Below are 14,655 nucleotides of genomic sequence, written 5' to 3'. Positions count from 1 at the left end.
CGAGGGTCGGCTGACCCTCGACCCCCCGGACGTGCCCGCGCGCGAGCTCGAGGGCTGGGTGCTGCCGGGCCTCGTCGACGTCCACTGCCACATCGGCCTGGGACCCGACGGCGAGGTGAGCGTCGAGGAGGCCGAGGCCCAGGCCCGGGCCGACCGCGACGCCGGCACCCTCCTCGTCCGCGACGCGGGCTCCCCGCAGGACACCCGGTGGGTGCAGCGCCGCCCGGACCTGCCGCGGCTCATCCGTGCCGGCCACCACCTCGCCCGCCCCAAGCGCTACCTGCGCCACTACGGGCGCGAGCTCGACGACGTCGCGCAGCTGCCCGAGGCGATGGCGCAGGAGGCCCGCTACGGCGACGGCTGGGTGAAGATCGTCGCCGACTGGATCGACCGGTCCGACGGCGCCGAGTCCGACCTGCGCCCGCTGTGGCCCGCCGACGTCCTCGCCGAGGGCATCGCCGCCGCCCACGAGAACGGGGCGCGGGTGACCGCCCACGCCTTCTCCCGGGAGGTTGTCGACGACCTCCTGGCCGCCGGGATCGACGGGATCGAGCACGGCACGGGGATGACGGCCGACCACATCGCCGAGGCCGCACGCCGGGGGATCCCGGTGACCCCCACGCTCCTCCAGGTCGCCCACTTCACCGACTTCGCCGCGCAGGCCGGGGCGAAGTACCCGGTCTTCGCCGAGCGGATGCTGCGGATGCACGCGCGCCGCCACGAGCAGGTCCGCGCCTTCCACGAGGCCGGCGTCCCGCTCCTCATGGGCTCCGACGCCGGCGGCACCATCCGCCACGGCTCGCTGCCCGCCGAGCTCGCCGAGGTGGTCCGGGCCGGGGTGCCGGTCCACGACGTCGTCGCCGCCGCGAGCTGGCGCGGCCGCGACATCCTCGGGGTGCCCGGAGTGGCCGACGGCGCGCCCGCCGACGTCGTCGTCTACCCGCAGGACCCGCGCGAGGACGTCTCCGTGCTCACCCGGCCGACCGCGGTCGTGCTGCGCGGCGAGCTCTTCTGAGCACGGGATGACCGGCGTTCCGAGGGTGCAGCCGGTCCGGTGCCGCCGTGCGGGCTCGGACGACCGGCGCTGGCTATCCTGCGCATGATGGACGCAATCGACAGGGTCCCCGTGCTGGCGGACGTGGCCGCCGCAGCAGGTGTCAGCCTGTCGACGGTGTCACGGGTGATCACCGGTCGCGCACCGGTGTCGGAGAAGACCCGGAGCCGCGTCATGGAGGCGGTCGCCCAGCTCGGGTACCGGCCCAACGCCGCGGCGCAGGCGCTCGTCAACGGCCGCTCGTCGACGGTCGCGGTCATCGCCAACCACACCCTGCGCTGGGGCTACGCGGCGACGTTGCACGGCATCGAGGAGCAGGCGCGCGCGGCCGGCTTCTCGGTCATGATCGCGGTCGTCGAGTCGAGCGACCCGGCCGAGGTCCGTCGCGCCATCGACGGTGTGTGGTCGCAGCCGATCGCCGGGGCCGTCGTCATCGACTTCGACGCGGTCGGTGCGGCAACTCTCGATGCCCTGCCCCACAACGTCCCCGTCGTCGCGGCGTCCGGTGCCTGGCAGCCGGGGGCGGATCGGCCACATGCTTACCTCGACGACTTCGAGGGCGCCCGCCAGGCGACCGACTACCTCCTCTCGCTCGGACACCACACGGTTCATCACGTCGCCATCCCGTCCACGAGCGAGCACTCCGGCCGGGAGTGGGGGTGGCGGCGCGCGCTGACGGACGCGGGCCGTGTCGTGCCGGACGTCGTCCGGGCGGGGTACGACCCCGAGTCCGGGTACGCGGCCGCCGAGCGGCTCGATCCCGGGGCGACTGCCGTGCTGTGCGGCAACGACGAGGTCGCGATCGGCGTCGCCCGGCGCCTCCAGGAGCGAGGCGTCTCGATCCCGCGCGACGTCAGCCTCATGGGGTTCGACGACCAGCCCTTTGCCGCGATGTGGGTGCCGTCGCTGTCCACCGTGGGCCAGGACTTCGTGGGCCTCGGCAAGCGGACGTTCGCGATGCTCCACTCCTGGATCCTCTCCAACGAGCAGCCCGCACACTCGACCGTCCTCCCGAGGCTTGTGCTGCGGCAGAGCACTGCGGGGCCGAGGCCCGGCGCCTAGGAGGGGCCCGCCCTCGTCACACCGACGATCGACCGAGGTGAGACCCCGACAGCTCCGTCCTGAGGACCATTGCGTGGCTCGAGACGAGCCCTGTACGGTCTGACCAACGTTTGCGCAAACGTTGGTCAAACCAAGGGGGGTCAACTGACGTGGTGCTGTTCCCACCGGCCGTCCGGGCGGCGACCGGCCAGAATGTGCCGGCGCCTCGTCGCGTGCGGTTCGCCGCCGACGGTGTCGCCCTCGTCCTCGAGCTCCCGGAGGGGTCGCTGCCCCGGGTGGTGCACTGGGGCCGTGACACCGGCGATCTGACCGACGTCGACCTCACCGCCCTCGGCCGGGTGACGAGCGCCCCTAACGCCGCGAACGGTCTCGACGAGCCACACCGGGTCGCGGTCCTGCCCGAGGCGTGGTCCGGGTGGACGGGCACGCCGGGGCTGGCCGGTCACCGGCTGGGCAGGGCGTGGTCGCCGAGGTTCCGGCCGGACCAGACGGCATCGGTCGTCACGACCGAGGGCCTCGGCGGCTCCGCACGGGTACATGCGACGGACGTGGACGCAGGACTGGGCCTCGACCTCGAGATCGAGATGCTGCCGTCGGGGGTCGTCCGGCTTCGCGCGGAGGTCACCAACCTCGAGGACGCGCCATACGTCGTCGACGGACTCCACCTGGCGCTGCCGGTTCCTGGACACGCGGACGAGGTGCTCGACCTCGCCGGACGCTGGGCGAAGGAGAGGGTCCCGCAGCGCGGTCCGTTCCGTGTGGGCTCGCACCTTCGCGAGGGGCGCCACGGGCGGACCGGGGCCGACGCCGTCACGGTCCTCCTCGCCGGTGAGGCAGGTTTCGACTTCGATCGCGGGGAGGTCTGGGGCCTGCACGTCGGGTTCAGCGGTAACCACCGCAGCATCGCCGAGCGGGTCCACACCGGCGAGCGGCTCCTGCTCGGCGGCGAGCTCCTCCTGCCGGGCGAGGTCGTGCTCGGGGGCGGGGAGTCCTACGTCTCGCCGTTCGTCTACGCGTCCTACGGCGACGGGCTGGACGCGTCGGCCGGCCGCTTCCACCAGCTCCTCCGAGCCCGCGAGAGTCACCCGGCGACACCGCGGCCCGTGGTGATGAACGTCTGGGAGGCTGTGTACTTCGACCACGAGCTCGACACGCTCCGCGCCCTGGCCGACCACGCGGCCGAGGTGGGGGTGGAACGGTTCGTCCTCGACGACGGGTGGTTCGCAGGCCGCCGCGACGACACCGCCGGTCTGGGGGACTGGTCCGTCTCCGAGGCGGTCTGGGGCGGCGGCAGGTTCGGGCAGCTCGTCGAGCACGTCAGCGCACTCGGGATGGAGTTCGGACTGTGGTTCGAGCCGGAGATGGTCAGTCCTGACTCCGACCTGGCGCGCGAGCACCCCGAGTGGATGCTGCAGGTACCCGGGCGGCTGCCCGCCCCGTTCCGGCACCAGCAGGTGCTCGACCTCACGCACGACGGTGCCTTCCGGCACGTCCGGAACCGCATGGTGGCCCTCGTGCGGGAGTACGGGATCAGGTTCGTCAAGTGGGACCACAACCGGGACCTCGTCGACGCCGGATCGACCCGCACGCTCCGTGCCGGGGTCCATGAGCAGACCCTGGCCGCGTACCGACTCATGGCTGAGATCCGGCAGGCCTGCCCCGAGCTCGAGATCGAGTCGTGCTCCTCGGGTGGGGCACGGGTGGACCTCGGGATCCTCGAGCACACCGACCGGGTCTGGGCCTCCGACTGCATCGATGCGCACGAGCGCCAGCAGATCCAGCGGTGGACCGCACAGCTGCTGCCACCGGAGCTGGTCGGCAGCCACGTCGGAGCGCCCGAGGCGCACACGACGGGACGGCGCCTCGACCTCGACTTCCGTGCGGCTACCGCCCTGTTCGGGCACTTCGGGATCGAGTGGGACCTGGGCGCGGCGTCGCAGCAGGAACGCCGTGAGCTGGCCGCGTGGATCGAGTTCTACAAGGAGCACCGCGAGCTCATCCACACCGGTCGAGTGGTCCGCCGTTCGAGCGAGGGCGGCGCGCTGTGGCTGCACGGCGCCGTCGCGCCGGACCGGACGCGCGCCCTGTACTCGGTCACCCTCCTCGAGCGGCCGGTGACCTGGCCGGTGGCGAGGGTGAGGCTGGCGGGCCTGGCGGACGACGTCGTCTACCGCATCACCCCAGCGGGGCCGGCCCCGGGGGAGCACACTCCCGACCCCAAGGTGCTCCCGGCATGGTGGACCCCGGACGGGGCGGTCCTGCCCGGGGCGGTGCTGAGCCGGGTCGGCGTGGACGTCCCGGCACTGCTCCCTGACCACACGGCCCTGATCCTCGTCACCCGGGTCGATGGCACCGACGACGAGGCGGCGACCGAGAGGAGCGGGACGTGACCGTCGCGCAGGCGCGGCTCTCCCGACGCGCGAGACGCGACCTGGGAGCGGCGATGCTGTTCATCGCGCCCGCGACGCTCGGGTTCGTCGTCTTCTTCCTCGTGCCCACCGTCCGTGGGACGTGGTTCAGCCTCACCGACGCCAAGCTCGTCGGTGGCGGGGAGTTCGTCGGCGTCGAGAACTACAGGCGGATGTTCGCCGACGAGCTCTTCTGGAACGCCCTCGTCGTCACCGCCCAGTACGTCCTCATCAACATCTCGGTCCAGACGGTCCTTGCCGTGCTCATCGCCGTGCTGATGCACAGGCTGACGCGGTCCGTCCTGATCCGGGGGATCATCCTGCTGCCCTACCTGGTCGCGAACGTCGTCGTCGCCCTCGTGTGGTTCTGGATGTTCGACTACTCGACGGGCATCGTCAACGTCGTCATCGACGGGCTCGGTCTCGACAGGGTCGCGTTCTTCGGCAACGAGGCGACCGCGATCCCGACGATCGCGCTCATCAACGTCTGGCGCTTCGTCGGGTACACGGCCCTGCTCGTGTTCGCCGGCCTGCAGACCATCCCCAGGCAGCTCTACGAGGCCGCCGCCCTCGACGGTGCGAGCGAGCCCAGGATGTTCCGTTCCATCACCCTGCCGCTGCTGCGGCCCGTGCTCGCGCTCGTCCTCGTCATCACCGTCGTCGGGTCGTTCCAGATCTTCGACACCGTCGCCGTCACGACGCAGGGCGGCCCGGTCAACGCGACTCGCGTCATCTACTACTACATCTACCAGCAGGCGTTCGAGCGGTTCGACCTCGGCTACGCCTCGGCGCTGTCGGTCTTCCTGCTGCTCGCCCTCGCCCTCATCGCCTACGCGCAACTGAAGCTGCTGCGCTCGAACCAGTCGGACCTCCGATGATCTTCACTCCCGCACCCAGGACCGAGGACGCCGAGCGCGACCTCCAGGCGACCCCGGCGACCGCTCCGGCGCGGCGTCGACGCCTGCGCCGCCCCACGCTGGGACGGGGCATCGCGTGGGCCCTCCTCGGCCTGATCCTGCTCGTGACGATCGTGCCGTTCTACTGGATGCTGCGGACGGCGCTGTCGAGCAACGGTGCGCTGTACCTCGACCCGGGCAACCCCCTGCCCGTGGACTTCAGCTGGGGTGGTTTCCGCCGGGTCCTCGGGCTCGCGAGCCAGGAGGAGATCGCCGCGGCCGGCGGTACCTCCGGGACCCTCAACTTCTGGCTCTACCTGCGCAACTCCGTCATCGTCTCCACCACCGTCATGGTGGGGCAGGTCTTCTTCAGCTCGATGGCGGCCTACGCGTTCGCCCGCCTCCGGTGGCCGGGCAGGGACGCGGTGTTCTTCCTCTTCCTCACCGCGCTCATGGTCCCGCCGATCTTCGTCCAGCTGCCCAACTTCGTCCTCATCCGGGACCTCGGCCTGCTGAACACGCTGCCCGGGATCATCCTGCCGTTCTTCTTCATGACCCCGTTCGCGGTCTTCTTCATGCGGCAGTTCTTCCTCGGGATCAGCCGCGAGGTCGAGGAGTCGGCGATGATCGACGGTGCCGGCCACGGCCGCATCTTCTTCCAGATCATCGTCCCGATGTCGTGGACCCCCATGACGACTCTCGGGCTGCTGACGTTCATCACGGCCTGGAGCGAGTACTTCTGGCCGTTGCTGGTCGGGCGGGCCGAGGAGGCCCGGGTACTCACCGTCGCGCTCGGCATCTTCCGGTCGCAGACCCCGCAGACCGGCCCGGACTGGTCGGGCCTCATGGCAGCGGCCCTCATCGCCGCGCTCCCGGTCCTCCTGCTCTTCCTCGCCTTCGGGCGACGACTCGTCAACAACCTCGGCTACTCCGGGATCAAGTAGCCGCCGCACCTCACGGGCACCGGTCCTCCTACCGAAAGGTCACGCAATGACGCACCTCTTACGCCCCCTCGTCCGGCTGGGCACCGGCGCCGCCGTGCTCGGGCTCGCAGCCGCAGGCTGTTCCTCCGGGAACGACGACCCCTCCTCGGCAGGGACGGAGATCAGCTACTGGTTGTGGGACTCCAACCAGCAACCGGCCTACCAGCAGTGTGCCGAGGACTTCGCCGCCGAGCACGACATCACCGTCACCATCGAGCAGTACGGGTGGGCCGACTACTGGCAGGGTCTCACCACCGGCTTCGCGTCCGACACCGCTCCCGACGTGTTCGCCAACCACCTGTCCTACTACCCCGAGTTCGTCGCGCAGGGCCAGCTGCTGGGCATCTCCGACCGCATCGAGGAGGACGGGCTCGACCTGTCCGTCTACCAGGACGGACTCGCCGACCTGTGGCAGGACCAGGCGGGGGAGAGGTACGGCCTGCCGAAGGACTTCGACACGGTCGCCCTCTTCTACAACGAGACGATGGCCGCTGAGGTCGGCCTCACCGCCGAGGACCTCGCAGCCCTGGAGTGGAACCCCACTGACGGCGGCACCTTCGAGCAGGCCGTCGCGGCGCTGACGGTCGACGGCAACGGCGTCCGCGGCACCGAGCCAGGGTTCGACAAGGACGACGTCGCCGTGTACGGACTGGCGCTGTCGGGCAACGGGCTCAACGCCTCCGGCCAGCAGACGTGGGCCCCGTTCGCGCTCGGGAACGACTGGTACTTCGGTGACACGACACCGTGGACGACGGCGTTCAACTTCGCCGCGCCGGAGTTCGCCGAGACCATGGAGTGGTACCGCGGCCTGCAGGAGAAGGGCTACATGCCCAGTCTGGACATCGCGCTCTCCGAGCAGGACCCGCTGAACGGCTATCTCGCCGGGCGGTACGCGCTCGTGACCGACGGCTCCTGGATGAACGGCTCCTACCTCGGGCAGGATGACGTGCCGACGAAGGTCGTGCCCACCCCGATCGGTCCCAGCGGCCAGCGCGCCTCTGTGTTCAACGGCCTGTCCGACGGGATCTGGTCAGGAACCAGCGACGCCGACGCGGCGTGGGAGTGGGTGAAGTACCTCGGCTCCACCGCGTGCCAGGACGTCGTCGCGGAGTCCGCCGTGGTGTTCCCGGCGATCCAGAGCTCGACCGAGAAGGCGACCGAGGCGTTCGCCGACAAGGGGTGGGACGTCACGGCCTTCACCGTCCAGGTGGACCAGGGGACGACGCACCTGCTCCCGATCGCCGACAACTGGTCACAGATCAACGACATCATGAGCGCCAGCATCGAGTCCTACCTCCAGGGCAACGGCGACGCCGCCTCGCTGGCTGCTGCAAACGACCAGGTCAACAGTCTCTTCGACTGACCTGGCGAGTGGCTCCCGGCGCTCGTCGCGGGCTGCTCAGCGCTGGTGGTCGACCAGACCGACCGCCGGTTCGGACGCCGAACAGCGCGAGGACGACCTCGCACGTACGAAGGAGTGCGCGATGACATCCAGTCCATCAACTGAGCCCCGGCGGAGGACGGCACGGCAGGTCGCGGCCTCCGTCACCGCGGCGGTGCTGGTCGCCACCGGGTCCGCTGCGGCGGCACCGGTGGCCCAGGCCGCGAGCGACGCTCTCGAGATCGACTTCGCAGTGTCCACCGGCCCGTTCAAGGGTGGCGCCTCGGGAATGCTCTACGGCCTCGGCGACGACGGCGTCCCCACGGACGCGATCATCGCCGGCGCGGGCCCCCACCACCTCACGCAGAAGGCGCCGCGCGGCGCGCAGCACCCCAACGGGGACCCGCTCGAGGTCGAGCGGGCGTTCTTCGAGAACGGGGGCGAGTACATGATGACCAACATCCAGGACTACTACCCCGACTGGCCCTACACGGGCGGCCGGCGGCCCGACGACTTCGAGAGCTACCTCGAGATCGTCCGCACGGTAGTCGCGGACGTCGTGGAGAACTCCGACTACCCCGAGCGGTACGTCTTCACACCCTTCAACGAGCCGGACGGCATCAACTGGTACGGGAACTGGGAGCAGATGGGGCAGACCTTCCTCGCGGACTGGAAGGCGGCGTACGAGACGATCAAGGAGGTGTACCCGGAGGCGAGGATCGCGGGCCCCGGGGACTCGAGGTGGCAGCCTGCGAGGACGCGTGAGTTCCTCACGTTCGCGAAGGAGAACGACGTCCTGCCGGACATGTTCACCTGGCACGAGCTCGGACGGAACAACCTGGCCACGTACCGGTCGAACTACGACGCCTACCGCGCGCTCGAGCGGGAGCTCGGGATCGGGCCGCTTCCGATCAACATCAACGAGTACGCGATGCGCCGGGACATGTCCGTCCCGGGCAACATCGTCCAGTGGCTCACGATGTTCGAGGACACCAAGGTCGACGCGCAGACCGCGTACTGGACGTACGCCGGCAACCTCAACGACAACATGGCCAAGTCGAACAGCGCGAACGGGGCCTGGTGGCTGCTCAAGTGGTACGCCGACCTGGGGGGCGACACCGTGCAGGTCACCCCGCCCGTCCTGAACAGGCCGGACACGCTCCAGGGGATCGCGACCCTCGACCCGGGCAAGAGGCAGGCGACCGTCCTGTTCGGTGGCACGGACAACGAGGTGCGCCTGGAGCTGTCGGGCCTCGACCCCGCAGTGTTCGGGGACGTCGTCGACATCCAGATTCGTGAGGCGGAGTGGTCCGGACAGGAAGGGGAGGCACAGGCGCCGCCCGTCGTCGCGACGCACCGGCTCGCCCTGGACGACGTGATGGTCGTCGACGTCGCCAACGACGACAGGCTCTCGGCCTACCAGGCGGTCATCACGCCGGCGCTGCCCACCCAGCCCACCGTCGACCCGACGTGGCGCGTCGAGGTGGAGGCCGAGGACACCGTGCTGCGCGACGTCACCGCCTACAACCAGTCGCCCACGGACGACTGGACGTTCGCGGCGTCACGCGGGCGGGACGTCGGGTCGACCAACCGTGTCACGTCCTCCCTCACCTGGACGGTGGACGTGCCCGCTGACGGGACCTACCGCTTCGGCGCGGTCGCGGGCGTCAACGGACCGGCCAACGGCCCTGGCCGGCATGCTCTGTTCGTCGACGGCGTCCAGGCGTCCACCATCGACTACGAGGCAGGCTTCTCCTGGGGGTACCGCGGTCGTGCGGAGACCCTGGTCGAGCTGGCAGCCGGCTCCCACGAGCTGTCGGTGCGGATGAGTGCGGACGGCTCCACGCTGTTGCCCGGTTCGGACATCTCGCTCGACAAGTTCGACCTCACCCTCGTCACGGGACCCGAGACGACCACCTACCCCGCCGTCTTCGCCCGCAGCGGCGACGCCACGGTGGACTACACCGCCGCCGACGGCGGGGCAGTCGAGGTGTCGGGGGACGGGGCCATCACGTTCTTCCCCTCGGTGCGCGAGACCGGGTACTACGACGTCGCGCTCGAGTACGCGACGGAGGGGGCGGCCGGCGTCGACCTCGCCGTCAACCGGCGTGCCGTCGACGGCGTCGGGGCGAGTGCCGCGGGTGAGTGGGTCTCGACCGCGCGCGTGCACCTCGGCAAGGGCGTCTCGGAGGTGACCGTGGGCGCGCCGGACGGTGCCCTCGTCTCCTCGCTCACCGTCACGCGGGCCGCGGAGGCGGACAGTGAGACGGTGACGATCGAGGCCGAGGACTCCTCGCAGGTCACGCTGCACGGCGAGGCTCGTACCGAGACCGTCGCGCAGCCCACCAACGTCTCGGGTGAACAGGTCGGTCGGCTCGGTGGGGGTGAGGGCAGCTACGCCGTTGTCGCCCGGCCGGAGCAGCTCGGCGCCGGGCAGTACAACCTGTCGGTGCGCTACGCGAACGCGGAGCGCAACACCGGGCACGACTACAACACCGACGTCATCACCCGGTTCCTCGACATCGGTGAGGAGGGTGGTGAGACCACCCGCGGCGGTTTCCGGCACAACTACTCGTGGCAGGGGTTCTGGACCCACACGGTGCCGGTGGACCTCACGACCGACGAGGGAGACCTGCGGCTCGGCAACGCCACCGGAAACGCTCCGAACATCGACTGGATCCAGCTGTCGCCGCTCACTCTCGGCGTCACGAACACGGCCGGCGGGGAGCTGGCCATCGACTCCGCGGCTACGGTCCGGTGCGTGGCCGGACGGGCCCACGTGGTCGTCCGCGTGACGAACGAGAGCGCGGTCCCGGTGGCGGTGGAGATCGGCACGCCGTTCGGCACCAGGTCCGTCGCCGGGCTGGACGCTGGGCGAGCCGTGAGTGTTGCGTTCGCCTCGCGCCAGACCGAGATCGCCGCGGGAACCGCCTCGGTGGTCGCGACCGGCCTGGTCGACGGCAGCCCGGTGACCAGCCGGGCCGACGGGACGTACCTGGCAGCGGCCTGCGGCTGACGGTCCGACGAAGGGGTCTCTCGCGCCTGCTGCGGCGACGGGGGACCCCTTTGTCGTGCCCTGAGCGCGCGTCGGCTCGTGCGACCCGCGGCGCGGGGCGGAAGGGCTTGACCGCCCGACCGGTTCTATGGTTCATTACTCATGTAATGAACCAGTGAGGGAGGTGCTGCGATGTTCGACGGACCCGAGCCGATCTACGTGCAGATCGCCGAGCACCTGCGTCGCCAGGTCCTCGACGGGACGCTGGCCGAGGGGGACCAGGTCATGAGCACCACCCAGTACGCGACCACCTACCGGATCAACCCCGCCACCGCTGCCAAGGCCTTCGCGCAGCTCGTGGACGAGGGCGTCATCTACAAACAGCGAGGAGTGGGCATGTTCGTCGCCGACGGTGCCCGGGAGCGGCTGCGCGAGCGTCGCCGGGGCGCCTTCTTCACCGACCACCTCGACGCGGTCCTCGACGAGGCCCGCATGCTCGGCATCACGCCGGGCGAGGTTGTGCGCTACATCGAGCAGAGGGGGGAGCGGGCATGAGCGGTCTCGACGTCGAGCTGCGCGACCTCACCGTCGACTTCAAGGACACCCGGGCGGTCGACTCCGCCACCGTCCGCCTCCCGGCCAACACCATCACCGGGCTGCTCGGCCGCAACGGCTCGGGCAAGACGACGATGCTCTCCGCCATCGCCTCGCTCCTGCGCCCCACCAGCGGGCAGGTGCTCGTCGACGGGCGCGACCCGTACGAGGACGAGGCCCTCATGGAGCAGGTGTGCCTCATCAGGGAGGGCGGCGACGTCCTGCCGGACGAGAAGATCCGGGTCACCCTCGACTTCGTCGCCTCGGCCCGCCCGCGGTGGGACCAGGCCTACGCCGAGGAGCTCCTCGAGACCTTCGAGCTCGACCCCGGCAAGAAGCCGGCCAAGCTCTCCCGCGGCAAGCGCTCCGCGCTCGGTGCCGTCATCGGCCTGGCCTCGCGCGCCCCGGTGACGATGTTCGACGAGGTCTACCTCGGCATGGACGCACCTTCCCGCCGCCGCTTCTACGAGCTGCTCATCGCCGACTACGTCGAGCACCCGCGCACCGTCGTCGTCTCCAGCCACCTCATCAGCGAGGTCGAGCAGCTCTTCGAGAACGTCGTCGTGCTCGACCGCGGCGCGGTGCTCGTCGCCGAGGAGGCCGAGACGCTGCGCGAGCAGGGCGCCACCGTCACCGGCGCCGCCGACCGGGTGGACGCCGCGACCGCCGGGCTGCGCGTGCTCGGGGAGACCGTGCTCGGCCCCACGAAGCAGGTGACCGTGCTCGGGCGCCTCGACCGGGAGACGCGCGAGCGGCTGCACGCCGACGGCCTCGAGGTCGGGGCCGTGCCTCTCCAGGACCTGTTCATCGCCCTCACCGACAAGGAGGTGCGCCGATGAGTCGCACCGTAGCGCCGCCGAGCCGAGCCCGTGCCCGCCGCCCGCAGTGGGTCCGCGCGGCGGACCGTCACCTGAGGATCTACGGGTTCATGTGGGCGTGGTTCTGGGGGATCTGCGTCGCCGGGATCGTCGTCACCACCCTCGTCGTCCTGGGGGTGAGCGGCACCGTCGACTTCTCCGTCGTCCAGTTCGTCCGGCAGGGACCGCTCGTCTGGTTCCTCATGTCCATCGCCATCCTCGTGGCCACCGTCTACCTGGGCCCGCACGTCGCCAACGGGATGACCCGTCGCTCGTTCGTCGGCGGGTCCCTGGTGGCCGGCGTCCTGGCCGCCCTGCTCCACGCGGTCACGGGGACCGTCCTCACGCTCCTCGAGGGCGTCCTCTACGCCCGGATGGGCTGGGACCACGACGCGACGCCGGGAGTCGAGTACACCGAGGGGGTCTGGCAGACCGGGCTCGGCCCGCTCCTCCTGGACTACTCGCTCGCCGCGGCGGCCGGCACGATCGGCGGCCTGCTCATCGGCATCACCTACTACCGGCTCGGCGGCTGGTGGGGCACCTTCGCCCTCCCGCTCACCGTGCTGCCGGTGCTCTACACGATGTTCGCCACCAGCTGGAGCGAGGCTCCCTTCGTCCCCTGGGACGTGCCGCCCGTGGCCGCGGTCCTCGCCGGCGGCGTGCTCCTGGTGGCCGCGGCCATCGCGTTCGCCCTGCTCGCCCGGACCGTCCCCGTCAAGCGATCGGAGTCCTGACATGGAACCCGTCATCGAGATCCGCAACCTGCGCAAGACCTACGGCGCCAAGGTCGCCGTCGCCGACCTCAGCCTCACCATCGGGCGGGGGGAGATCTTCGGGATCCTCGGCCCCAACGGTGCCGGGAAGACGACGACGGTGGAGTGCCTCGCCGGCCTGCGCCAGGCCGACGGCGGCACCGTCCGCCTCCTCGGGGCCGACCCGCAGCGCGACCCGTCCGCGGTCCGGGAGCGCCTGGGCATCCAGCTCCAGGAGTCCAGGCTGCCGCCCAAGCTCCGGGTCCTGGAGGCACTGCGGCTGTACGCCTCCTTCTACGCCGACCCCGCCGACCCGGAGGAGCTCCTCGAGCTGCTCGGCCTGCAGGACAGACGGGACACCGCCTTCGCCGACCTCTCCGGCGGTCAGCAGCAGCGGCTGTCCATCGCGCTCGCGCTCGTGGGGAACCCCGAGGTCGCGATCCTCGACGAGCTCACCACGGGCCTGGACCCGCAGGCCCGCCGCGACACGTGGGCGCTCATCGAGCGGGTGCGCGACACGGGCGTGACGATCGTGCTCGTCACCCACTTCATGGACGAGGCCGAGCGGCTGTGCGACAGGCTCGTCATCATCGACGACGGCCGCGTCGTCGCCGAGGGCAGCCCGGCGGAGCTCATCCGGGCACAGGAGGACGAGCGAGCCTTCCGCCTTCGCCTGCCCGACGGGTCGCCCGACTCGATCCCCGCCGTCCTCGCGGCGCTGCCGGACGTCACCTCCGTCACGCCCGACGACGGGGAGTACGTGGTGAGGGGCGGCCACCGGGTCCTGCCCGCCGCCGTCCTGGCCCTCGCGGAGCGCGACGTCGTCCCCGAGGAGATCCGCACCCTGTCCCGCACGCTCGAGGACGTCTTCGTCCGCGTGACCGGGACCCCGACCCACGAGGAGGTCTCCTCATGACCACGCTCACCGCACGCTCCCGGACGAGAGGGATGGCCACTCTCACCCTCGCCGAGGCCCGGCTGTTCACGCGGGACTTCAGCAGCCTGTTCTTCGCGCTGCTCTTCCCGACGGTGCTCCTCCTGGGGATCGGCTTCATCATCCCCGGGATGCGCGACACGATCATGGAGCTGCCCGAGCCGTGGCTCGGCCTGCGGCCGGTCGACCTCATGGCGCCGATCGCGCTCGCCACGGCCATGGCGAGCGTCGCCCTCATCACGCTGCCGGTCTACCTCGCCGACTACCGGCACAACGGCGTCCTGCGTCGCCTGTCCACGACGCCGATGCGCCCCCAGGGCGTGCTCGTCGCCCACGTCCTCATCAACGTCGTCGCCGTCGTCGCGGCCTCGCTGCTCGCCCTGCTCGCCGCGTCGCTCGCCTTCGGCACCCCGGCACCGGACCAGCCGCTGCTCGCGCTCGGCGCCTTCGTCCTCGGGACGGCGGCGATGTTCGGGATCGGGCTGCTCATCGCGGCCCGTTCCCCCAAGGGCAGCGCCGCCTCCGGCCTCGGGATGATCATCTACTTCCCGATGCTGCTCTTCGCCGGCATGTGGACGCCCGGCCCGATGATGCCGGAGTCGCTGGCCACCATCGCCACCTGGACACCGCTCGGCGCGGCGAGCCAGGCGCTCATGACCGCGTGGTTCGAGGGCGGCTTCCCGGCCCACCAGCTCCTCGTCATGGCCGGCTACGTCCTCGTCTGCTACCCGCTGGCGGC

The 14,655-nt window shown here is 71.0% G+C and carries 12 protein-coding genes; all 12 read left to right on the top strand.

The window, feature by feature from the left end:
• On the top strand, positions 1 to 1,015 hold a 1,015-nt coding region (locus FHE66_RS14390; RefSeq protein WP_139073686.1), incomplete at its 5' end, for an amidohydrolase family protein.
• An 87-nt stretch (positions 1,016 to 1,102) separates the two neighbouring features.
• Entirely contained in the window at positions 1,103 to 2,116 is a 1,014-nt protein-coding gene (locus tag FHE66_RS14385) for a LacI family DNA-binding transcriptional regulator (RefSeq protein ID WP_176554797.1), read from the top strand.
• Between the two features lie 212 nt (positions 2,117 to 2,328).
• A complete protein-coding gene (locus FHE66_RS14380; RefSeq protein WP_255303760.1) occupies positions 2,329 to 4,506 on the top strand; it encodes an alpha-galactosidase in 2,178 nt (725 codons plus the stop codon).
• 53 nt (positions 4,507 to 4,559) lie between these two features.
• On the top strand, positions 4,560 to 5,402 hold the full coding sequence (locus FHE66_RS14375) for a carbohydrate ABC transporter permease (protein ID WP_139073685.1): 843 nt from the start codon (positions 4,560 to 4,562) through the stop codon (positions 5,400 to 5,402).
• Positions 5,399 to 6,364: a carbohydrate ABC transporter permease gene (locus FHE66_RS14370; RefSeq protein ID WP_139073637.1), complete on the top strand. Its 966-nt coding sequence runs from the start codon at positions 5,399 to 5,401 to the stop codon at positions 6,362 to 6,364. Before FHE66_RS14375 ends, FHE66_RS14370 begins: the two co-directional genes overlap by 4 nt.
• Positions 6,365 to 6,410: 46 nt before the next feature.
• Complete coding sequence (locus FHE66_RS14365) at positions 6,411 to 7,766, top strand: sugar ABC transporter substrate-binding protein (RefSeq protein WP_139073636.1); 1,356 nt, start codon at positions 6,411 to 6,413, stop codon at positions 7,764 to 7,766.
• A gap of 121 nt (positions 7,767 to 7,887) precedes the next feature.
• Complete coding sequence (locus tag FHE66_RS14360; protein ID WP_139073635.1) at positions 7,888 to 10,800, top strand: hypothetical protein; 2,913 nt, start codon at positions 7,888 to 7,890, stop codon at positions 10,798 to 10,800.
• 171 nt (positions 10,801 to 10,971) lie between these two features.
• Positions 10,972 to 11,334, top strand: coding sequence for a GntR family transcriptional regulator (locus FHE66_RS14355; protein ID WP_139073634.1), 363 nt, complete (start codon positions 10,972 to 10,974; stop codon positions 11,332 to 11,334).
• On the top strand, positions 11,331 to 12,212 hold the full coding sequence (locus FHE66_RS14350) for an ATP-binding cassette domain-containing protein (RefSeq protein ID WP_139073633.1): 882 nt from the start codon (positions 11,331 to 11,333) through the stop codon (positions 12,210 to 12,212). The genes FHE66_RS14355 and FHE66_RS14350 overlap by 4 nt, the downstream gene beginning before the upstream one ends.
• Entirely contained in the window at positions 12,209 to 12,964 is a 756-nt protein-coding gene (locus tag FHE66_RS14345) for a hypothetical protein (RefSeq protein ID WP_139073632.1), read from the top strand. The genes FHE66_RS14350 and FHE66_RS14345 overlap by 4 nt, the downstream gene beginning before the upstream one ends.
• Position 12,965: 1 nt before the next feature.
• The gene (locus FHE66_RS14340; RefSeq protein WP_139073631.1) at positions 12,966 to 13,898 is read left to right on the top strand and encodes an ABC transporter ATP-binding protein; all 933 of its coding nucleotides are present in this window, start codon (positions 12,966 to 12,968) and stop codon (positions 13,896 to 13,898) included.
• Between the two features lie 32 nt (positions 13,899 to 13,930).
• A partial coding sequence (locus FHE66_RS14335) for an ABC transporter permease (RefSeq protein ID WP_255303759.1) occupies positions 13,931 to 14,655 on the top strand: 725 nt, incomplete at its 3' end.

Source organism: Georgenia sp. 311, from assembly GCF_006151955.1.
GTDB lineage: Bacteria > Actinomycetota > Actinomycetes > Actinomycetales > Actinomycetaceae > Oceanitalea > Oceanitalea wutianyii.
This window is presented reverse-complemented; position numbering and strand designations above follow the sequence as displayed.